General features: G+C 64.4%; 18 protein-coding genes and 1 pseudogene. 10 read left to right on the plus strand and 9 right to left on the minus strand.

Annotated elements, in window-relative coordinates; genetic code table 11:
• Positions 1-26: 26 nt before the first annotated feature.
• Positions 27-191: pseudogene (locus VFH65_RS32080) on the plus strand (hypothetical protein); the annotation flags it as partial.
• A 171-nt stretch (positions 192-362) separates the two neighbouring features.
• Positions 363-1,202: a nitrilase-related carbon-nitrogen hydrolase gene (locus VFH65_RS18825; protein ID WP_414688451.1), complete on the plus strand. Its 840-nt coding sequence runs from the start codon at positions 363-365 to the stop codon at positions 1,200-1,202.
• Between the two features lie 8 nt (positions 1,203-1,210).
• On the opposite strand, the gene VFH65_RS18830 is transcribed toward VFH65_RS18825, so the two are convergent.
• Positions 1,211-1,606, minus strand: coding sequence for a heme-binding protein (locus tag VFH65_RS18830; RefSeq protein WP_353323497.1), 396 nt, complete (start codon positions 1,604-1,606; stop codon positions 1,211-1,213).
• Positions 1,607-1,815: 209 nt separating this feature from the next.
• Between VFH65_RS18830 and VFH65_RS18835 the strand changes: the two genes are divergently transcribed.
• Positions 1,816-2,826, plus strand: coding sequence for a hypothetical protein (locus VFH65_RS18835; RefSeq protein ID WP_353323498.1), 1,011 nt, complete (start codon positions 1,816-1,818; stop codon positions 2,824-2,826).
• A gap of 32 nt (positions 2,827-2,858) precedes the next feature.
• Positions 2,859-3,473, plus strand: coding sequence for an FHA domain-containing protein (locus VFH65_RS18840; protein WP_353323499.1), 615 nt, complete (start codon positions 2,859-2,861; stop codon positions 3,471-3,473).
• Here the strand turns inward: VFH65_RS18840 and VFH65_RS18845 are convergent.
• Together VFH65_RS18845 and VFH65_RS18850 are read right to left on the minus strand one after the other, a co-directional pair.
• Positions 3,466-6,453 carry a Kelch repeat-containing protein gene (locus VFH65_RS18845; RefSeq protein ID WP_353323500.1) on the minus strand — a complete coding sequence of 996 codons (2,988 nt, stop codon included), beginning with the start codon at positions 6,451-6,453 and terminating at the stop codon, positions 3,466-3,468. The genes VFH65_RS18840 and VFH65_RS18845 overlap by 8 nt on opposite strands.
• Before the next feature lie 213 nt (positions 6,454-6,666).
• Positions 6,667-7,539, minus strand: a complete 873-nt coding sequence (locus VFH65_RS18850) for a polysaccharide deacetylase family protein (protein WP_353323501.1) — start codon at positions 7,537-7,539, stop codon at positions 6,667-6,669.
• A gap of 63 nt (positions 7,540-7,602) precedes the next feature.
• Between VFH65_RS18850 and VFH65_RS18855 the strand changes: the two genes are divergently transcribed.
• Positions 7,603-7,977, plus strand: coding sequence for a MerR family transcriptional regulator (locus tag VFH65_RS18855; RefSeq protein ID WP_353323502.1), 375 nt, complete (start codon positions 7,603-7,605; stop codon positions 7,975-7,977).
• On the opposite strand, the gene VFH65_RS18860 is transcribed toward VFH65_RS18855, so the two are convergent.
• Entirely contained in the window at positions 7,974-10,244 is a 2,271-nt protein-coding gene (locus VFH65_RS18860) for an ATP-dependent DNA ligase (protein ID WP_353323503.1), read from the minus strand. The two genes, VFH65_RS18855 and VFH65_RS18860, sit on opposite strands and share 4 nt — an antisense overlap.
• A gap of 34 nt (positions 10,245-10,278) precedes the next feature.
• On the opposite strand from VFH65_RS18860, the gene VFH65_RS18865 reads away from it, so the two are divergent.
• On the plus strand, positions 10,279-10,500 hold the full coding sequence (locus VFH65_RS18865; protein ID WP_353323504.1) for a hypothetical protein: 222 nt from the start codon (positions 10,279-10,281) through the stop codon (positions 10,498-10,500).
• A gap of 117 nt (positions 10,501-10,617) precedes the next feature.
• A complete protein-coding gene (locus tag VFH65_RS18870) occupies positions 10,618-11,487 on the plus strand; it encodes a hypothetical protein (protein WP_353323505.1) in 870 nt (289 codons plus the stop codon).
• Between the two features lie 42 nt (positions 11,488-11,529).
• On the opposite strand, the gene VFH65_RS18875 is transcribed toward VFH65_RS18870, so the two are convergent.
• From VFH65_RS18875 to VFH65_RS18895, 5 genes are read right to left on the minus strand one after another with little or no spacing between them, the layout of a single operon-like run.
• Positions 11,530-12,609: an ABC transporter ATP-binding protein gene (locus VFH65_RS18875; protein ID WP_353323506.1), complete on the minus strand. Its 1,080-nt coding sequence runs from the start codon at positions 12,607-12,609 to the stop codon at positions 11,530-11,532.
• Between the two features lie 14 nt (positions 12,610-12,623).
• On the minus strand, positions 12,624-13,493 hold the full coding sequence (locus tag VFH65_RS18880) for a carbohydrate ABC transporter permease (RefSeq protein WP_353323507.1): 870 nt from the start codon (positions 13,491-13,493) through the stop codon (positions 12,624-12,626).
• Positions 13,494-13,495: 2 nt separating this feature from the next.
• Complete coding sequence (locus VFH65_RS18885) at positions 13,496-14,473, minus strand: carbohydrate ABC transporter permease (protein ID WP_353323508.1); 978 nt, start codon at positions 14,471-14,473, stop codon at positions 13,496-13,498.
• Positions 14,473-15,843, minus strand: coding sequence for an ABC transporter substrate-binding protein (locus VFH65_RS18890; RefSeq protein WP_353323509.1), 1,371 nt, complete (start codon positions 15,841-15,843; stop codon positions 14,473-14,475). Before VFH65_RS18890 ends, VFH65_RS18885 begins: the two co-directional genes overlap by 1 nt.
• Positions 15,844-15,851: 8 nt before the next feature.
• Positions 15,852-16,844, minus strand: coding sequence for a sugar-binding transcriptional regulator (locus tag VFH65_RS18895; protein WP_353323513.1), 993 nt, complete (start codon positions 16,842-16,844; stop codon positions 15,852-15,854).
• A 168-nt stretch (positions 16,845-17,012) separates the two neighbouring features.
• Here VFH65_RS18895 and VFH65_RS18900 point away from each other — a divergent pair, with 168 nt between their 5' ends.
• From VFH65_RS18900 to VFH65_RS18910, 3 genes are all read left to right on the plus strand, one after another.
• Positions 17,013-18,014 carry an NAD(P)-dependent alcohol dehydrogenase gene (locus VFH65_RS18900; protein WP_353323514.1) on the plus strand — a complete coding sequence of 334 codons (1,002 nt, stop codon included), beginning with the start codon at positions 17,013-17,015 and terminating at the stop codon, positions 18,012-18,014.
• Positions 18,011-19,432, plus strand: coding sequence for a mannitol dehydrogenase family protein (locus tag VFH65_RS18905; protein WP_353323510.1), 1,422 nt, complete (start codon positions 18,011-18,013; stop codon positions 19,430-19,432). The genes VFH65_RS18900 and VFH65_RS18905 overlap by 4 nt, the downstream gene beginning before the upstream one ends.
• The coding region (locus tag VFH65_RS18910) for a PfkB family carbohydrate kinase (protein WP_353323511.1) at positions 19,429-20,003 on the plus strand (575 nt) is incomplete at its 3' end. The genes VFH65_RS18905 and VFH65_RS18910, both read left to right, overlap by 4 nt.

A 20,003-nucleotide genomic window follows, 5' to 3' on the forward strand; every position in this document is an offset into this window, starting at 1 on the left:
TTTACGCCCTGGGCGGGGCATTCGGCGTGCTCCCATATGTCGCCGATACCGCGCTTACGCGGCGGGTACCGGGTTGGGCCCGCACACTGATCTTCCCAGCGACGGCTGTGGTGCTGGACTGGGCATTCGGGTTGACGTCGCTCGGCACTCTCGGCTCGATCGCCTACAGCCAGTTCGGCTTCCTTCCGTTCACCCAAATGGCGTCGATCACCGGCATTTGGGGCATGGTCTTCCTCATCATGTGGCTCGCGCCGGTGGTCAATGAGATTTGGGAACGCGAATTCAATTGGGCCACAGCGTGTTCGAGCATCATTCCACTGACGGCGGTACTGCTGCTGGCGCTGCTCCTCGGCAGCGTTCGACTGGCATTCTTTCAACCGACAGTTCCGACCGTGCGCATCGCGGCACTGGCCGCTGACCGGGCCCTGTGGGATAGCGACCAGCACGGCCCGGCGATCGACGATCTGTTGGCGCGGACGCGCCGGGAAGCCCAAGCAGGGGCAAGGATTGTCAGCTGGGCGGAAGCAGCTGCGTTCGTGCGCAAGGAAGACGAGGCCGCGCTGATCCGCCGAGCGGAAGTCCTTGCACGCGAAGAACATATCTACTTGCAACTGGGGTTGATCGTCGAACTGAGCACCGAGCATTACCCTTTCGCGGAGAACCGCGCCGTCCTGATCGACCCCGCAGGCAACGTCGTGCAGAACTACTACAAAGCGATCCACCCTCTTGGTGATGCCGAGGTATTTGCGCCGGGGCCTGGCGTGATCCCGACGGTCGATACGCCCTACGGCCGGCTCGCCACGATCATCTGCTTCGACGCGGACTTCCCGGCGCTGGTTCGCCAAGCAGGTCAGGCGCGATCGGACATCCTGCTGGTGCCGTCCAACGACTGGCAACCGGTCGATGAGATACATGCCCGCGCAGCGACATTCCGGGCCGTCGAGAACGGTGTCACGATGGTGCGTCCGACTGGCAACGGAATCTCCGTCGCGGTGGACCATCTCGGGCAACCGCTGGCCACCGCCGACTACTTCACGACGCCAGCGCTGACGATGGTGGCCGACGTGCCGACACGAGGCGTCGCCACGATCTACTCCAGGATCGGCGACACCGTGGCCTACCTGTGCATCGCGGTGCTCGTGATCCTCAGCGCAGCAGCACTATTCGGCAGACTGGTAACCCGTCGAGGCTTAAAGGATTAGAGCGTCGGCTATGAGGCCATCGCGTCGAACAGTCGTGCGATCTGTGCGGGTGCCACATCCACGTTGCACTGCTGTCGCAAATTGGCCAAGGGGCGTGCAATGCCTTGCAGGTCGGACCACTCCTGCGGATGGGCAGCGAAGTACATCCGAATCGAGTTCTCACCGTCCTGCGGTGACATCGAACCAGCGTTGGTCACGACGTCATTCGCACCGGGATGAGCGGCGAGATACGCACCTGTCGCCGTCGAAACCGTGCCCAGCGCGTCGCTCAGCCCTGCCGCAGTGCACTGGGGCTGAGCCGAAGCGCTCGGAAGCGCGATCGTCGCTGCGACCACTCCACCAAGCGCGCCGGCCGCGAGTACCCGCAGAGCTCCGCGTCGCATGCTGATGCCAAATCTGTGCATTTCTCCCCCTTGGAGGTCGCGGCACGTGTGTTGCGCCGACGCTAGGGGCTACCCCGCAAACATCGCGCTTAACCGGGGACTTACCTGGGGGGTAGGAAACTCTTCCCATCGACCGCTGAAAATCTGACTTCCCAGCGATTTCGCGGTGACGACGGGATCGCGACTATGAATGTCGCCCTCCTGGAAATCAATCGACATTAGGAAGCGCCATGCTCGCGACAGCACCGACTGGTGGCACTCGGCCGGCTCACGAAGAAACCGTGCGGCTGCGCCCCGGCGACCTGCCGGCAAAGCCGCTGCCGAACACGGTCATCGTCGACGAGGCCAAGACAGTGCGGATGCGCTCGGCCGACCTACTGACAAAGAAGCTGCCGAAGGCAGTCAGCGCTTTTGACGGCAAGACAATGCGGATGCGCCCTCTCGACCTGCCGGTCATCGGCACGGTCGCCAACACAGTGCGGCAACGCTACGCCGACCTGAGCACCATCCAGCGCAAGCCGACCAAGTGGGAGATCGCGCGGATGGGGTTGGTGATGTTGCTGGCGTCGATGCCGATCCTGGGGATCTCGGTCGACGTGTCCGGCTTGGTCTCGCAGAGCACCACATCGGTGGCGGTCATCGCGCTGACCGCTGTACTGGCGGCGCTCGTCGTGTTCACACCACATCGGACCGACATGATCGTCGGCCGTGGCCTGATCGCCGGCATGGTCGCGTGCATCGTCTACGACGGAGCCCGGCTGTTCGCCGTGCATGTCCTGGGACTGATGGGAGATTTCATTCCCGTGATGGGGTCTTTCGTCACGGGCGAACCGGATACCGCAGGCAGCGCGGCGGTCGGCTACGTATGGCGGTACATCGGCGATGCCGGCGGGTTGGGTGTCGCCTTTTTCGTCGTCGCCTACGCGGTGGGCATCGACCGGTGGAAGAGCGTCTACGCGGTGCTCGCCTCTGTTGTCTTCGCCGTCTTCCCCACCTGGGCGGGACTGATGGCAACCGTCGCCCTGCTGCCGCGTGGCGAAGAAATGATGTTCGACCTGAACATCGCCACGGTCACGATCACATTGGTCGGGCACCTGATCTTCGGCCTGGTGCTGGGGCTCGCTTTCCTGAAGGCGCCCCGCGGGCGGGACCGTAGCGACTGGCCGTGGCCAACTCTGATGGAATCAGCACCGGCCACGCGGGTCGTCCGCTTCGCGAAGAAAGTCACCCAGTCGCCCTAGCTGGGTGAGAATTGCGCGGATAGGAGGTCCACATGTCTTGCCACCTGGAAGTCTGGAAGCCGTCGGGACGGGAGCTGGTCCCACTGAGCGGCGACCGGGTGACTCTCGGTAAGGCCTCGACAAACACGGTGCCGCTCGAGCACGACCCAACCGTCTCTCGCTTGCACGCGATCATCGAGAATCACGGCTCTGCCTGGTCGATACGCGATATGGGCAGCCGCAACGGCACCTATGTCAACGGGGAAAAGATCGAAGCGGAGCGCGTTCTGCGTTCTGGAGACGAGCTGCGACTGGGCAAGTCACGGCTGGTCTTCCAGCACGCACGGCAAGCTGACGAACCCGCTGATGAAGCAACAATCGTGCCCGACGCCGCCCAGCTTCCGCCGCGTCTGACTCGGCGCGAATTCGATGTGCTCTTGGTGTTGTGCCGGCCTTTGGTCTCCGACGACCCATTTCCCGAGCCTGTATCGGTTCGGCAGATGGCGGGCGAGCTGTTCGTCACCGAGGCAGCGGTCAAGCAGCATCTGCAGAACCTGTACGACAAGTTCGCCATCCCCGCCGAGGGCGACCGCCGCGTCCGTCTGGCCAACGAAGCGCTTCGGCGCGGAGCTGTCACGATCGCCCAGCTGCGCAACCCAGCTACGTGAAATCCAGGGCCTCGACAGTAGCGATAGGCCCCTCGTGGGACGGCCGATCGGCACCCCCGATGCAATAGATAGCCGAGTCAACTGCCGCTACCGCTTGGCCGTGACGCGGAGTCCCCATCGGCGTCACCGTGTTCCATTTTCCGTTGGAGATGTCGTACATCTCGACCGTGGGCAGCACGCGCGTCGGTTCCTCGCCGCCGACGGCCACGATCCGGCCATCAATGAATGTAGCGCCGTAGCTGCCGCGCGCAGAAGGCATGTCCGCCAGCTTTTCCCAGCTCCCTGACGCAGGGTCATACCGCTCCAACGCCGCCGAGTTCTCGTCGGCAGTCAGAGCCCGCCCGCCGACCGCGTACACATTGACGCCGTCCGACACCGCGGCCAAATGTTCGCGCGGAGTCGGGAGGTCAGCTGCCTGCGTCCAAGATTTCCCGTCGAATACTTCGGTCTGTGGGACGAGCTGTTTGTCGTTCTGCCCGCCGACGACCACGAGATTGTCACCGACGACCGCTGCCGCGCCCGCGGCCCGGGCATGTTGAAGGGGCGGAAGTTCTGTCCACTTTCCGTCGCGGAAGCCGAAGACCTTGTTCGACGCCTCCGCGATGACCTCGGTGGCACCCCCGATGACGACGACCTCGCCGCGATATGTTGCCGCCGTCGCGTGATGCAGCGGTATCGGCAGCGGAGGTTGCGGTTGCCACACTCCCGTCTGCGGGTCGTAGCTCTCCACAGTTTGGAGCGTCTCGCCCTCGCGCATACCGCCTGCGACCCAGATTTTTCCGTCGAGCACCGTCGAAGCCATCATCAACCTCGCAGTCGGCGCATCCGGTAGGGAGCGCCATTCCGCCGCGGGCTGGGGTTTGCGCGGTGCGAGCTTCAGGGCCTCCGCCGACGACGTGACTTGGCCATCGCCGACACCGGTCGACCCGCCGATCGCATAGACGGTCTTCCCCACGGCGGCGACCGCCATGCCATGGCGCGCAGTTACCAAGTCCGGCAACCCATTCCACGATCGCACCAGGAGATCGAGTGCAACAACGCTCTTGAGGGGCTGGTCCGCCGACATGCCCCCCACCACCACCAGCCGTCCATCGGCGTATGCCACGCCGAAGTCGCTTCGTCGCCCCGGAAGTTCGGGCAAGCTCGTCCACGTGTCGGCCGCCGGGTCATACGTCTCGACTGCCGCCAGGTCGGAGGTCCCGTTCGTCCCGCCGAGGACATACACCAGCTTGCCGTCTGACGCCGCACCCAACATCTGTCGCGGGGTGGGGATGGGGGCGCCGAGCTTCCACGAGGTGCCGTCGAAGATCTCGGTGGTGTTCAGCAGCCTGCCGCCTGCGTCCACACCACCGGTGACGACGATTCGATCACCGACCACGGCGGCCGCTGCCGCCGCCCTTGGCTGCAACAGCGGCGGCAGTTCCGTCCAGCGACCGTTGACCACCCGCCACACCTGATCGGTCGCGACTCTTGCGTCGGCGCCCTGTGTGCGCCAACCGCCGAGTACGACCGGGTTCTCCTGCCACGTCACCGCCATCGCGTGCTGCACGGGAACGGGCAGGTCCTCGCCGCCCTTCCAGCTGTCGATGGCAGGGTCGTAGCCCTCGTGGTCTGCGCTGACGCGGTTGCCGGTCCCCATGCCGCCGAAAACCCAGATCGTGCCGTCGGCCTCGGTGACTGCCACCGCCTCGCGGGCGACGCGCGCATCCGCGATCGGCTTCCATGCAGGCGGCGCTTCCACTTCCGCGGTTGGATCAGAGAGGGCACCCCCACCACCGCTGGTGTCGCGCGTCGACGTGGCTATGAAGACACCGCTGATCACCAGCAGCACTACCGCCGCAGCGGCGGCAGAAGCGATCAGGACCCTCTTGCGACCCTTACCTTTCGGAGTGGCGGTCGTCGATGAATCGGGCGCCGGCACGGGCGGGACTTGCCAAGGCAGGCTTGATTGGCTGACCGACGCGGTGTGCGCGAACATGCCCGGGTCCGGCGGTGGCGTTGTCGGGACTGGCACGCTCGGACGGACGGAAGCTGCTTGCGGCGAATCGGGATGGTCCAGAGACTCCGACAACGGAAGCGCTTGCGTGCCTCCCGTCTGCTCTGGCTGATCGCCGGGCTCACTGAGCGCCATCGGATCCGCTGTCAAACCGTTGTGCCGTTGTGCCAACTGCAATTCACGGCCGAACTCCGCCGCCGACGCCTGTCGTGCGCCCGGCTCACGCGACATCGCCTTCTCGATCGCGGCGCACACATCGGCGGGGATTCCCGCAGGACGCAGGTCCGGCACCGGCGTCGAAGTGATGCGCAGATAGTGCGCGATCAGATCCTCGCCGGTCTTGCGCTCGTGCGGTGGATGCCCGGCGATCAGCGCGTAAATCGAGGCGCCGAGGGAGTACATGTCGGCCGCGACCGTCGGCGGATTGCCCTCAAGCACCTCGGGAGCGGTGTACGAGAGGGTACCGGTGAAGAAGCCGGTCATCGTTTTGTATCCACCGGCGATGCGCGCGGTCCCGAAGTCGCTCAGTTGCGGTTCGCCGTAGTCGTTGAAGAGCACATTCGCGGGCTTGATATCGCGGTGCAGTGTGCCTGTCCGATGCGCGGTTTCCAGCGCCCCGCACAACTTCACGCCGATGCGCAATGCCTCCGGCCAGGCGATCCTGCCCTCACGTTGGAGGCGCTCCGCGAGGGAACCCGCTGCGTGGTAGGGCATCACTATGAACGGACGGTGACTTTCGGTTACGCCGACCTGCAGGATGTTCACGATGTTCGGGTGGCCGGAAAGCGCTCCCATCGCGTAGCCCTCACGAAGAAAACGTTCCCGGTCATCGTCCTCGAGGTCGGACGCAAGAACCTTGATGGCGACACTTCGCGAGAGAGACTTCTGGCGGCAGCGATACACCACTCCACCGCCACCGCGGCCTACTTCGACGGCGTCCTCGAACCCGGCGGCTGCCAGCTCAGACGCTATCCCGCCCGACATAGTTCAATCGTCCTCCCCTGAAATGTGAATACTTCGCCCCAAAGGTACCTAGCAAAGCCCTCCCCCAGCACCACATACGCAGGATTCACGATTCGTTCTCGCGCGCGAATCCGGTCGCCACCGGAGATGGGTTCTTTGACCGGGCAAACGCGATGGAGATCGCGCACATCGGAGCGCCTGCGACCGACTCGAGACGCTGCGGTACAGCCGCGGTTAAGGACTGTGTTGCTTAATCGTTCGCAGGTAATGCGCGGCTATCTCGTCGGATGTGGTGGCCCAGACACCGGGATGGTTGACGACGTAGGCGAGCGCCTCGTCGAGATACTTCGTCCGGAAGGCCTGGCCGGTGACGAACGGATGCAGTGCCAACGCCATCACCCTGCCGCTGTGCTCGGAATCGGCGTACAGCTGATCGAGTTGATCTTCGATGATCTGCCGGAAGTCGGCACCGCGCAGGCTCTTCCCGACGAAGAGCGGGATGTCATTGAGCTCGATGGAGTATGGGACGCTGAGCATTTCGGGGACGTTCAACGCGTAGGGCTGGTCGTCGTTCGTCCAGTCGAGGATGTATTGCACACCAAGCTCGGCGAGCAGCCGCGGGGTCTGAAAAGTCTCGTTAAGCGCAGGGCCCAGCCAACCGTTCGGGCGTTGGCCGGTTGCCTCTTCGATGGTCGACATCACGTCGCGCAGGTAGGCGCGTTCTTCGTCCGCTTTCATTCCGGAGTGCAAGGTGGAGTTGTTCTTGCCGTGCGCGAGCCAGGCCCAGCCACGCGCCCGGCCGGCGTCGATGATCTGCGGATAGTGTTCGGCCACATCCGAATTGAGCAGGACGCTGGGGCGAATGCCGTAGCGGTCGAATATGTCGATGAGCCGCCAGATGCCCACTCGCGCACCGTAATCCCGCCATCCATAGTTCAGCGGGTCGGGGACGAGGTCGACGGTGTCGGGGTGGATGCTTGTCGACGGGCGGTCGACCTCGAAGTGTTCGACGTTGAGTCCGACGTAGAACGCTATGCGTGCGCCATCCGGCCACTGCAGGCGCGGTCGCTCTGTGATGGGGGTGTAGGTGAAGAGTTGATTCTGCATGCCCCATACTGAAACCTTCACATCAATGTGAAGGTCAATGAACTTTCTCGTGAGGTAGGCCATATGCGCATCGGAGAACTTGCGCTACGCACTGGCGTATCCCGGCGTCTGCTGCGGTATTACGAGGAGCAAGGTCTTATCGTTCCGAAAAGATCAGCAAACGGCTACCGAGAATACGACGAGCGGTTTGTCGACCAGATCATCCGTATTCGCGGATTGCTGCACGCGGGATTGCCCACCAGGGTGATCAAGCAGGTTCTTCCGTGCCTGAAGGCCCCGCGCGAAATACATTTCGCCGATGCGACACCTGAGATCATCGCGGTCCTGGCACGTGAACGTGACCGCATGACCGACCGCATCGACTTCCTCACCGGCAATCGCGACGCGATCACGGAGTACCTCAACGAGCTGAGCAAGTGCTCGTTGAACGCGGGCTAACCCACTCCCTCCCAGACGACTTCGTCGGGAGACTTGTCCGGACGCAATCCGCGCCAACTCGGCTGACGCAACCGGCCATCGCTTGTTCGCTCGCTGTAGCGCACCTCGCCGACGAGCTCGGGCCGCACAAACGTCACACCCTTGGCGTCGACGTTGGGAAGCCTTGTGTTGAAAGGAGATTCGTCGGTGTGTAGCGGTTTGAGGATGCCCTTGAGCTTGGTCAGCTCCTTCTCGGTAAAGCCTGTACCGACGCGGCCGGCGAAGTGCAGGCCGCCATCTTCGGGAATACCGAGCATCAGTGCCCCGATGCCGCTGGACCGGCCGCCCTCCCCTTGCCGCCAGCCGCCGATCACCACCTCCTGCGTGCACCAGATCTTGTCCTTGATCCATGACGACGACCGCCGGCCCGGCTGATACGTGGAATCCCGCTTCTTGGCGATAACCCCTTCCCAACGCTGCTTGCGGGCGTACTCCAGCGCCTCGGGCCCGTCACCGGGCAACGGGTCGGGGACTATCAGCCCGCCGGCTTCCGCCAACGCCTCGAGCAGGCGGCGCCGGTCCGAGTACTTGGCCCGCAATAACGACCGGCCGTCGAGATGGAGGATGTCGAACGCCCAATACTCGACGCGGGTGGAGCGCGCCCGGTTCTGCATCTCGCTGAAACTCGGCACACCCTTGTCATCGAGTGCAACTGCTTCGCCGTCGAGAATCACGTGATGGTCCGCGAGATCGGCTGCCAGCGCTGCGAATTGAGGATACTCCCCGGTGACGTCGCGACCGCGCCGTGAACGCAATGTCAGCTTGCCGTGATTCGCGTCAACTATGACGCGGTACCCATCCCACTTGCCCTCGAACGACCATTGCGTCGCCTTCAGCCTTTCGACCGAACCCTCGGTCGCCAGCATCGGCGCGAGATCTCCTGCCTGCGGGCGGGTTTGCTCCTTCATCCGGTGCGCCAGCCAGTTCTTGCCGTCGGTCTGAATCAGCGCATACCGGCCGTCGATTTTTGTCCCATGCAGGGTGACGATGACCTCTCCGCCTTTCTCAGGACCATCGGGAGGGTTGTCGTTGAACTTCTCGATCTCGTACGTACCGGTGTCCCAGACGATCATCTTCCCTGCGCCGTACTCCCCCGCCGGGATGGTCCCGTGAAACGTCAGATACTCCAGCGGATGGTCCTCGGTGTGCACGGCAAGATGGTTGACCGAAGGGGTGTCGGGCAGGTTCTTCGGCACCGCCCAGCTCACCAGCACGCCGTCGCGCTCGAGGCGCAGGTCGTAATGCAGCCGCCGCGCGTGATGCTCCTGGATGACAAAGCGATTGTCATCTCCGGCCTTCGGTGGCTTCGCGGGCACCGGCTCGGGCGTCTTCGACGCATCGCGCATGCTGCGGTACGTGGTCAGCTTGTCCGCAGTGGGCACAGCCTCGTCCAGCGGCGCCAACAGGTCACCCATCTCATCGACACGGGCCAGCACCTCGTCGAAACGCAGATGCCGCAGTTTCGGATCGGCGATCTCGTCCCACGTGCGTGGTGCGGCGACTGTCGGATGTTCGCGTCCGCGAAGCGAATACGGCGCGATGGTGGTCTTCGACGCGTTGTTCTGGCTCCAGTCCAGGAACACCTTTCCCGACCGCAAGCTTTTTGTCATGGTCGACGTGACGAGCTTGGGCATTGCCTTTTCCAGTTGCTGCGCAACGCGTTTGGCCAGCACGACGGCGCCTTGCGAGCTGACGGGTTCTTCGAGCGGGGCGTACAGATGCAGACCCTTGCTGCCGCTGGTGAGCGGATACGTCGTCAACCCGATGTCAGACATCAGGTCCCTGACTTCCTTGGCCACCTCACACAGCTGCTTCATCTTGACGCCTTCGCCGGGATCCAGGTCGAACACCAGGCGGGTCGCCGGTCCGGGATGCTCGCCAACGAACCGCCATTGCGGCACGTGCACCTCAAGCGATGCCTGCTGCGCCAACCACGCCACGCCTTCGACCGTGTCGACGACGGGGTAGGTGGTGGTGCCCGACTTGTGCACGATCGTGCCGCGCGGCAACCAGTCCGGCGCTGACGACGCGAGTTGCTTCTCGAAGAACGACGATTCGTCCACGCCGTTTGGCCAGCGCTTGCGGGTAACGGCGCGACCGGCGATGTGCGGAATCATCACCTCGGCAATGCCGACGTAGTAGTCGAATACTTGAGCTTTGGTCGTACCAGTCGCCGGGTACAGCACCTTGTCCGGATTGGTCAGTTTCACCCGGCCGTATCGATCCACAGTACGAACGTATACCCGCTGCTACCTTGGATTAGTGACGAGAATCCTCGCAGCATGCCTGCTCGCCGCGGCCGCGCTCATCGCGGCGCCACACGCCGGCGCGGATCCGCAGGACCTCGTGCCCTACTGCTCGGGCGACCAGACGCCGATGGACAACAACTGCAGGGAGATGGCGCACCAGATCTTCACCCACGGCTCGGGCGTCAGCCCCGAACTGCCCAGTGGTGTCGACCCAGGCAACGCACCCGTCACCTAGTTGATGCGTTCGCCGATTTCTGCACCACCGTCGTGATTTCGGCGTTATCCACAGCGGTGGTGCAGAACTCGCCGACGACGGCGTCGACTTGTCGGGTCGCACAGACACGATCCGGCTATGTCGCAACCGTTTCTCGGCCCGGACGCCATCCGCGCGGGCATCCTCACGGAAAGCCAATTGCGCTGGAACTACCTGCGCGCGCACCCTCGCGTGTACGTCGCGAAAGACGCCGCTGCGACCCTTGACATGCACATCCTCGCGGCATGGTTGTGGACCGGCCGCAAGGGTGTGATCGCGGGGCGGGCGGCCGCGGCGCTGCACGGGGCGAAATGGATCGACGCGTCGACGCCGATCGAAGTGATCGCGGAACACACGCGCCGCCGCCCGGGCGTGATCGTCCATGAGGAGCGGATCGCGGCTGACGAGATCACCTACGTCGGCGAGTTGGCCGTCACGACACCGGCGCGCACCGCCGTGGACATCGGCCGGCACCTACGCCGAGACGTCGCTGTGCCGCACCTTGACGCACTCGCGGCGGCCACGGGCGTCACCGCCGCCGACACGATCGCGTTGATCGGCAGATATCGCGGCGCGAGGGGCATCCGACGGGCACAGCACGCTCTCGCCTTGATGGACAGTGGTGCCGAGTCGCCGGAAGAAAGCCGCCTGCGCCTCATGCTCATCGACGCCGGCCTACCCGCTCCGCGAACACAGATAAGGGTCAGCGACGGGTACAACGAAGCGTTCATCGACATGGGTTACGACGAGCCCAAGGTCGGCCTCGACTACGACGGGATTCATCACAGCAGGGATCGCCGCACGTATGTGCACGACATCGGGCGGGCCGAGTTGGTCGACGGCCAGGGGTGGATCGACCTTCACGTAGTCAAGGAACACTCGAGGCTGTACACGCTTCACCGCGTCCGCCAGGCGTTCTCACGGCGAGGTTGGACACCACCGTCGTCGAAATCTGCGCGAGCGTCGTGATTTCGCCGTTTTGACGACGCTGGTGCAGAACTCGGCGCCCATCTAGTTGATGCGTTCGCCGGTTTCCGGGTGGAACAGGTGGACCACCCCTTCGGGATGCCTGCGCAGCCGCACCGTGTCGGCCAACTTCGGCGCCGTGCGCGGGTTGCACCGCGCCACCAACTCCACACCGGAGCCCGCGTGTGTGTACACGTACGCCTCGCTACCGAGGTCTTCGACCAGGTCGACGACGACCTCCACGCCGCCCGAATCGGTGAGGTCGAGTTGCTCGGGTCGGATTCCGAAGGTGACCTCCGACAGGCCCGCGTCGCTCAACTTGGTCATGAGGTCGCGCTCGAGTTCCAGTGTCGAGTCACCGATCTTGACGCCGTCAGAGGTGACCGGAAGCTTCACCAAGTTCATGGCGGGCGATCCGATGAACCCGGCGACGAAGGCATTTTCCGGCTTGTCGTACAACTCGTTGGGCGAGGCGAACTGCTGCAGCTTTCCGAAGCGCAACACCGCAACCCGGTCACCCATGGTCATGGCCTCGACCTGGTCGTGGGTGACGTAGACGGTGGTGGTGCCGAGCCGTCGTTGTAGGGCGGCGATCTGGGTGCGCGTCTGCACGCGCAGCTTCGCATCCAGATTCGACAGCGGCTCATCCATGCAGAACACCTGCGGCTCACGCACGATAGCGCGGCCCATCGCCACACGTTGACGCTGACCGCCGGACAGCTTGGCGGGCTTGCGGTCCAGGAATTCGGTGAGATCCAGGATCTTCGCCGCCTCTTCGACCTTGCGGCGCCGCTCATCGGAGGACACGCCTCGCAACTTCAGCGCGAAGCCCATGTTCTCGGCGACTGTCTTGTTCGGGTACAGCGCGTAGTTCTGGAACACCATCGCGATGTCGCGGTCCTTGGACGGCACACCCGTCATGTCCTTGCCGCCGATCTCGATGGCACCCTCGTCGATGTCCTCGAGTCCGGCCAGCATGCGCAGCGCGGTGCTCTTGCCCGAACCGGACGGCCCGACCAGGACGACGAATTCGCCGTCTTGGATGTCGAGGTTGAGCGCGTCAACCGCGAGCTTGTCCGAACCCTCATAGATGCACGAGGCGTTCTTGTAGGTGATTGCGGCCATTGGTTATAGCTCCTCTACTTGATCGCGCCGAACGAAAGTCCGCGCACCAGCTTGTTTTGGGCGAACCACCCGCACAGGATCACGGGCAGCGCGGCCATGGTTGCGGCCGCCGACAACACGGCCCAGTACTGACCCTCACCGGCGATGAATCCGACGAGGTACACCGGCATGGTCTGCGCGTTCACCGCGGTGAGGTTCACCGCGAAGAAGAACTCGTTCCACGCGAAGATCACGCAGATCAGCGCCGTGGCCGCGATACCCGGCGACACCAACGGCAGGATCACTTCCCGCACCGACCGCCACAGGCTGGCGCCGTCGAGGCTGGCCGCCTCGAGCAGTTCGCCGGGCACCTCGAGGAAGAACGACCGCATCATCCAGACCGCGATCGGCAGGTTCATCGAGGTGTAGAGGATCACCAGCGCCCAGATATTGTCCAGCAGACCGATGTTGGACACGATCACGTAAAGCGGCAGGATCGCCGCCACGATGGGCAGCATCTTGGTGCTCATGAAGAAGAACAGGGCGTCCTGCGTCTTGCGCACAGGCCGCAGCGACAACGCGAACGCCGCGGGTGTGCCCAGCAGCAGCACCAGAAGTGTCGAAATACCGGTGGCCCAAACCGAGTTCAGCATCGCAGGACCGATGCCCTGATCGAAGACCTTCCCGTACTGATCCAAGGTCGGAGTGAAGAACAGCGTCGGCGGACTGGTCGCCGCGTCACCCTCCTGCTTGAAGGACGTCAGCACCATCCAGAACACCGGAAAGAAGAACCCGAGTCCGACGATCCAGGCAACCACAGCCCACGGGCTGAACTCGCGGCTCTTCTTCTTCGATGCTGTGGCCGGAGCCGTTGTCTCCGTAACCTTCTCAACTGTTGTTGTCATGACTAGGCCGCCTCTTCCTTCCCGGAGAATGACTTGAAGATCAGCCGGAGCGCGAAGCTGGCGATGATCATCGTGAAGATCACCACCACCACGGCATAGGCCGCCGCCTGCCCCATGTCGAAGCCGAGGAACGCTCGCTGGTAGATGTAGAACGGCAGGTTCGCGCTCGCGATACCCGGGCCGCCCTGCGTCATCATGTAGATGGCGTCGAACGTGTTGACCAGATAGATCGCGCCGAGCACCACACCCAGTTCGATGAAGCGGCGAAGGTGGGGCAACGTCAACTCGCGGAAGAGTTGAAACGCGCCCGCACCGTCGACTCGACCGGCCTCCAGGATGTCGCGAGGCATCGACTGAAGGCCGGCGAGAATCAGCAACATCATGAACGGCGTCCACTGCCAGATCAGTACGACCATCACCATGGTCAACGGGAACTGGCCGATCCAGTCCACCGGACCGATCCCCACCAGCGATAGCACCCAGTTCAAGATGCCATTGTTGGGATCGAGGATGGTCGTCTTCCAGATCAGCGCCGCCGCAACGGGTGTCACGAGGAACGGGGTGATCAGCAGTGTCCGAACGACGCCACGTCCGAGGAATGCACGGTCCAGCAGCAACGCCAGCAACAAGCCGAGGAACGCCGACACCAACACGACGACGACGATCAGGACGACGGTGTTGAGGGCGACCGTCCAGAACTGCGAGTCCTTGACGACCGCGATGTAGTTGCTCAGCCCGACGAATTGACGCGAACCGGGGCGAACCAGGTTCCACGACAACGTCGAGTAGTACAGCGTGAACACGAACGGGATCTGGGTGACGACGATCATGAAGATCAGCGCCGGTAGCAGCGGTCCGCGCCTGCGCCAGCCCTCCGCGCGGCTCACGCCGACGTCTTGGCGTTCCCGGATCTTGCGGACCCGTTCGGCCACTGCTGCCTCTTGACCGGCGTCGGTCTGGGTATCAGCGGTAACGGTCATCACTTCTCCTGGTATGTCCGGCCGACGACCTCGGCGTATTCCTGTGCTTGGGCGAGCGCGTCGTCCACCGACTTCTGTCCGGCGATCGCCGCGCTGATCTGCTGGCTCACCCGTGTCCCGAGATCCTGGAACTCCGGGATCCCGACGAACTGCACCCCGGTGTACGGAACCGGTTGCACCGTGGGCTTGTTCGGGGTCGCATTTTCGATCGACCGAAGTGTCAGCGGCCCGTATGACTTCGAGATCGCCTCGTACTCAGGCAGATCCGTATACGTCGACGTGCGGCTGCCCGGTGGGACGCGGGCCCAGCCCAGCTTCTCGCCGACCAGCTTCATGTAGTCCTTGTCGGTCATCCACGAGATGAACTTCCACGCGCCGTCAGGGTTCTTGGCGCTCTTCGGGATTCCCAGCGACCAGGTGTAGAGCCATCCCGAGTTGGGCTTCTCGACGATCGGAGCGGGCAGGTAGCCGATCTTGCCGACAAGATCCGGATACGTCTCGGGATCCTCGAGCACCGAGACCGCCGACGTCGCGTCGTACCACATGGCCGTCTGACCCTGACCGAACAGGTTGGCGCACTCCTGGAATCCCGTCGACGACGCTCCGAGTTCGCCTGCCTTGTTGATCAGGTCGACGTAGAAGTTGACGGCCTTGCTCACTTCGGGGCTGTTGAGTTGCGCGTTCCAGCTCTCGTCGAACCAGCGCCCGCCGAAGGTGTTGATCACCGTGTCGAGCGGGGCCAATACTTCGCCCCAGCCAGGCTTGCCGCGCAGGCAGATTCCCGCGCGGTCAGCGGTCTTCAGCTGCTCCGCCCACTGTGCGACCTCTTGCCACTGGGGCTGGTAGTTCGGATCCTGGTTGACCTTGATCCCCGCCTGCTCGAAGAGGTCTTTGCGGTACATCAGGAACGACGACTCGCCGTAGAACGGGACGGAATACATGTTGCCCTCGTAGGACAGCGAGTCCCGCAGGGAGGGGATGAAGTCGTTCTCGTCGTAGCCCGGAGTGTTCTTCGCGTAGTCCGAAAGGTTGAGGAGCCAACCGTCTCTGGCCCACTGCGGTGTTTCGAAATTGCTGATCATCACGACGTCGAACTCACTGCCTCCCATCGCGGTCGACATCGTGATCTTGGCGCGCGCCTGGTTCTCCGACAGAGTGATGAACTTCAGCTTCGTGCCGGGATTGGCGGACTCGAACTCCGTCGACAACTTCTGGGCGTCCGTCATCTGCGAGTTGGAGACAAGGGCGATGGTCACCTCGTCGTCCGAAGATCCCAGGCTGCCTGCGCCTGCACAACCGGCCGTGAACGCCAGGGCCGCAGCGGCCACGCACACCGCCAGTCGGTGCAGAGCTCTGCGTTGCGCTTTCACCTTATACCTCACTTCTCTTGGTCCAATAGCCAACGGGCACAGTCGATATCGCAAACCAGGAGCCTCGCCAACTTGCCGCGAAGTGCGCCGAGGGTGGCGCGGTGCTTGGCCGCGCCGCTGGAGATCAGGATGGTTTTCGCGCAGGTCCGAATGTCTTCCAGCGGTACCGATACCGCGCGCTGCTGGAGTTCGGTGTCGACCGGAGTGCCGTCGGCGTCGAAGAACCGGCCGCCGATCTCCCCAACGGCACCCAGCGTGATGAGCTCGTCGAGCATCCGGGTGTCCAGGAAGCTGCCTTCGAACAGCGTCGTCGATGTCGACACCGCGCCGACGCCGAACAGCATGACATCAGCGCGTCGACCGGCCTCCAGCGTTCGCGATATCAGCGAGTCGCTGCGCATGGAGGCGACGGTCGACGGATCGGCGTACAGCGGTGCCGGCAAGCGGATGGTGGTGGCCCGCAAGACATCTGCGCAGCGGCCCAGGATGAACTCCGTGCCGGTCTGGTAGGCGGCCGACGACATCGCGCCGTCGAGTTGCACCACGGTCTGGCAGCTCGCTATGCCTGGAGCCAGGGCCGTGGCGACTGCGACCTGCTCGGGGCCCCAGGTGAATCCGAGGACGTCGGTCGGTGACAGTCGGCGCATCAACAGGGCGGCCGCGGCACGGCCGACACTGGCGAACGCCGCGGGGCGGCCGGGGGCGCCGATGTCGACTCCGTGCCCGGCGACTACCGCTTCGGTCAGACCGAAGCGGTGCTCGAGCTCGCGCTCCTCGTCGGCGTGCAGATCGTCACGCAGGTCCTGCGGGACGACCACCTCGATGCGCACCAATCCCTTGGCCTTGGCCCGTGCGACCAGTCGGCCCGCCGTCGGCCGTGAGACGCCGAGCCGCGATGCGATCTCGGCCTGAGTGAGGCCGTCGAGGTAGTAGAGCGTGGCAGCGCGCAACGCCAGCCGGAGATCTTCTGGGGTCGAGGCGCGATCACGCGTCACCGGCATGGCCTGGGCCGCGATCGCCCCCGGAGCCTTGCCGTTCGACGTCGGTGTCGCCACGAATCCCTCCCAGGTTGACTGCCGGACCGTGAGCATTTGCTCAGGGATGCGAGTAGATGCTCATCACGTTAGCATGGCAGTGTGACGCACACAACAGTCTCGCCGGAAGCCCGAATGCGGGCCGCTGTCCTGGTCGAACCGGGCCGAATCGAAACCCAGGAGCGGCCGATACCGACGCCGGGGCCCGGTGACGTGCTGATACGCGTCTCGTCGGTGGGCGTCTGCGGTTCGGACACGCACTACTACCGAGACGGCCGCTTGGGCAGCTTCGTCGTCGATGCGCCGCTGGTCCTCGGCCACGAGGCCGCGGGAACCATCGTGGGCGTCGGCGAATCGGTCGATCCCGATCGCATCGGTCAACGGGTGTCGATCGAACCGCAGCGGCCGGACCCGAACAGTGAGGAAACCCGCCGCGGCCACTACAACCTGTGTCCGCACATGCGGTTCTTCGCCACGCCGCCGGTCGACGGCGCGTTGTGCGACTACGTGACCATCGGCGCGTCGTTCGCCCACCCGGTGCCCGACGCGATGTCCGATGACGCCGCCGCGCTGTGCGAGCCGTTGTCGGTGGGCATCGCCGCGATCCGCAAGGCCGGCATCGAAGGCGGGTCGCGGGTGCTGATCGCCGGGGCGGGACCGATCGGCATCGTGGTCGCGCAGCTTGCGCGGGCATACGGCGCCACCGACGTCGTGGTCAGCGATCCCGATGAGTCCCGCCGTCAGCGGGCGACGGCGTTCGGGGCGACGACGGTGCTGGACCCCACCCAACAGCACATCGGCGACTTGGGCGTGGACGCGTTCGTCGACGCGTCCGGTGCCCCTGCGGCGGTCGTCGCCGGCATCCGGGCGGTGCGGCCTGCGGGCAGAGTCGTGCTAGTCGGCTCGGGCGCCGAATCGATGGAGCTGCCGACACAGCTGATCCAGAACCGCGAATTGGTCCTCACGGGGGTGTTCCGGTATGCGAACACGTGGCCGACGGCGATCGCGCTCGTCGAGGCCGGACGCGTCGACCTCGACGCAATGGTGACGGCGCGCTTCCCGCTGGAGAAGGCCGCCGAGGCCCTGGACTCCGACCGCATGCCGGGTAGCGTGAAAACGGTGGTGGCTGTGTCATGAAGCTCGGCAACAAGACGTTGGCGCAGATACCGATTTCCAAGCCCAGCTACAACCGCGACGAAATCGGTGTCGGCATAGTGCATTTCGGTGTCGGTGGCTTTCACCGTGCGCACCAGGCCATGTACATCGACCGGCTGCTGGAGAAGGGGCTGGCCGCCGATTGGGGCATTTGTGGCGTCGGCATCATGCCCGCCGACCACAAGATGGCCGAGGTGATGGCAGCCCAGGACGGGTTGTACACGCTGCTTCTTGAGAACCCGGACGGCGCCCGCGAAGCCCGGGTGATCGGATCGATCGTCGACTACCGCTACGCGCCAGACGATCCTGATGCGGTGATCGAGCTGCTAGCCGCGCCAAGCACCCGGATTATTTCGCTGACCATCACCGAGGGCGGTTACAACATCGACAACCTGGGTGACGGGGTGAACGTTTTCGGTCTGGTGGCCGCGGCGTTGGCTCGGCGCCGCGACCGCGGCAACGCGTCACCGACGATCGTGTCGTGCGACAACATTGAGGGTAACGGCGAGGTGGCCCGGCAGGCGTTCACCACATACGCCGATCGGGTGTACCCCGGGCTTGGCGAGTGGATGCACACGCACACCCGGTTCCCCAACTCGATGGTCGACCGGATCACGCCGGTCACCACCCCCGACGTGATCGCCGACGTCGAAAGGGAATTCGGCGTGCAGGATCGGTGGCCGGTGGCGGCCGAGCCGTTTACGTCATGGGTGCTCGAGGACGACTTCTCCGACGGCCGCCCGCCGCTCGAGGACGTCGATGTGTTGCTGGTCGACGACGTGACGCCGTACGAACTGATGAAGCTGCGGCTGCTCAACGCCAGTCATCAATGCCTGTGCTACTTCGCGTATTTGGCGGGTTATCGATTGGTGCACGACGCCGCGGGCGATCCGCTGTTGGCCGAATTCCTGCGTCAGTACATGGATTCGGAGGCGACTCCGACGCTGAAGCCGGTTCCCGGTATCGATCTGCCTGATTACAAGCGAACGCTGATCGAGCGGTTCGCCAACCCCGGCGTCAAGGACACCGTCGCCCGGCTGTGCTTCGGTTCGTCGGACCGCATCCCGAAATGGCTGATTCCAGTGATCAGGGAGAACCTGAAGACCGGTGCGCCGATCCGGCTGGCCGCGGCGACCGTCGCCAGCTGGGCGCGCTATGCCGAGGGCGTCGACGAGCAGGGCCAGCCCATCGACGTCCAGGATCAGCTGGCGGACACCTTGGTGCCGCTGGCCCGTTCGCAGCGCGACAACCCGACAGCGTTCATCGAAAACACCGAGGTCTTTGGCGATCTCGCGAGCCAGCCACGGTTTGTCGAGGCGTATTTGTGGGCACTCGATTCGCTGCACCGCGATGGTGCTCGCGCGACGCTGGAGAACCTGCTGCGAAAGGAGACGCCGTGAGCGCTCCCGGCAGCCCGCAGCGGGCCCTTGTCATCGGCGAGGCGTTGATCGACATCGTCGAGCGTGACGGCGAGATCATCGGCGAACATGTCGGCGGCAGCCCGCTCAACGTGGCGGTGGGTCTGGCCCGGCTAGGCCGCGGCGCGGAGTTCCTCACTCACATCGGCAACGATCCGCGCGGCCGCCGGATCGCCGACTACGTGAAAAGCTCTGGCGTAGACCTTGTTTCGGGCAGCATCAGCGCCGAGCGCACACCGACGGCGCTGGCCACGCTGGACGCGAACGGCTCAGCGTCTTATACGTTCGACATCGACTGGCAGCTGAGCGGGACGCCGGAGGTGGCGCCGCCGCTGGTGGCGCATGCCGGGTCGATCGCGACCGTGCTCGAACCGGGTTGCCGGGCGACCGCTGCGCTGCTGGACACCTATCACCCGTCGGCAACCATCACGTTCGATCCGAACGTACGGCCGGCATTGATCGAGGACGACGACATCGCCCGAGGCCGCATCGACCGCCTGATCGAGCGGTGCGACGTGGTCAAGGCGAGCGACGAGGACATGCGCTGGATCGA

It is taken from the genome of Mycobacterium sp. (assembly GCF_035697385.1).
Taxonomy (GTDB): domain Bacteria; phylum Actinomycetota; class Actinomycetes; order Mycobacteriales; family Mycobacteriaceae; genus Mycobacterium.

Excerpts from the sequence above, each read along its gene's own strand:
- VFH65_RS18830 (WP_353323497.1), bottom strand. The coding sequence starts at position 1,606 with ATGCACAGATTTGGCATCAGCATGCGACGCGGAGCTCTGCGGGTACTC.
- VFH65_RS18835 (WP_353323498.1), top strand. The coding sequence starts at position 1,816 with ATGCTCGCGACAGCACCGACTGGTGGCACTCGGCCGGCTCACGAAGAA.
- VFH65_RS18840 (WP_353323499.1), top strand. The coding sequence starts at position 2,859 with ATGTCTTGCCACCTGGAAGTCTGGAAGCCGTCGGGACGGGAGCTGGTC.
- VFH65_RS18845 (WP_353323500.1), bottom strand. The coding sequence starts at position 6,453 with ATGTCGGGCGGGATAGCGTCTGAGCTGGCAGCCGCCGGGTTCGAGGAC.
- VFH65_RS18850 (WP_353323501.1), bottom strand. The coding sequence starts at position 7,539 with ATGCAGAATCAACTCTTCACCTACACCCCCATCACAGAGCGACCGCGC.
- VFH65_RS18855 (WP_353323502.1), top strand. The coding sequence starts at position 7,603 with ATGCGCATCGGAGAACTTGCGCTACGCACTGGCGTATCCCGGCGTCTG.
- VFH65_RS18870 (WP_353323505.1), top strand. The coding sequence starts at position 10,618 with ATGTCGCAACCGTTTCTCGGCCCGGACGCCATCCGCGCGGGCATCCTC.
- VFH65_RS18875 (WP_353323506.1), bottom strand. The coding sequence starts at position 12,609 with ATGGCCGCAATCACCTACAAGAACGCCTCGTGCATCTATGAGGGTTCG.
- VFH65_RS18880 (WP_353323507.1), bottom strand. The coding sequence starts at position 13,493 with ATGACAACAACAGTTGAGAAGGTTACGGAGACAACGGCTCCGGCCACA.
- VFH65_RS18885 (WP_353323508.1), bottom strand. The coding sequence starts at position 14,473 with ATGACCGTTACCGCTGATACCCAGACCGACGCCGGTCAAGAGGCAGCA.
- VFH65_RS18895 (WP_353323513.1), bottom strand. The coding sequence starts at position 16,844 with ATGCCGGTGACGCGTGATCGCGCCTCGACCCCAGAAGATCTCCGGCTG.
- VFH65_RS18900 (WP_353323514.1), top strand. The coding sequence starts at position 17,013 with ATGCGGGCCGCTGTCCTGGTCGAACCGGGCCGAATCGAAACCCAGGAG.
- VFH65_RS18905 (WP_353323510.1), top strand. The coding sequence starts at position 18,011 with ATGAAGCTCGGCAACAAGACGTTGGCGCAGATACCGATTTCCAAGCCC.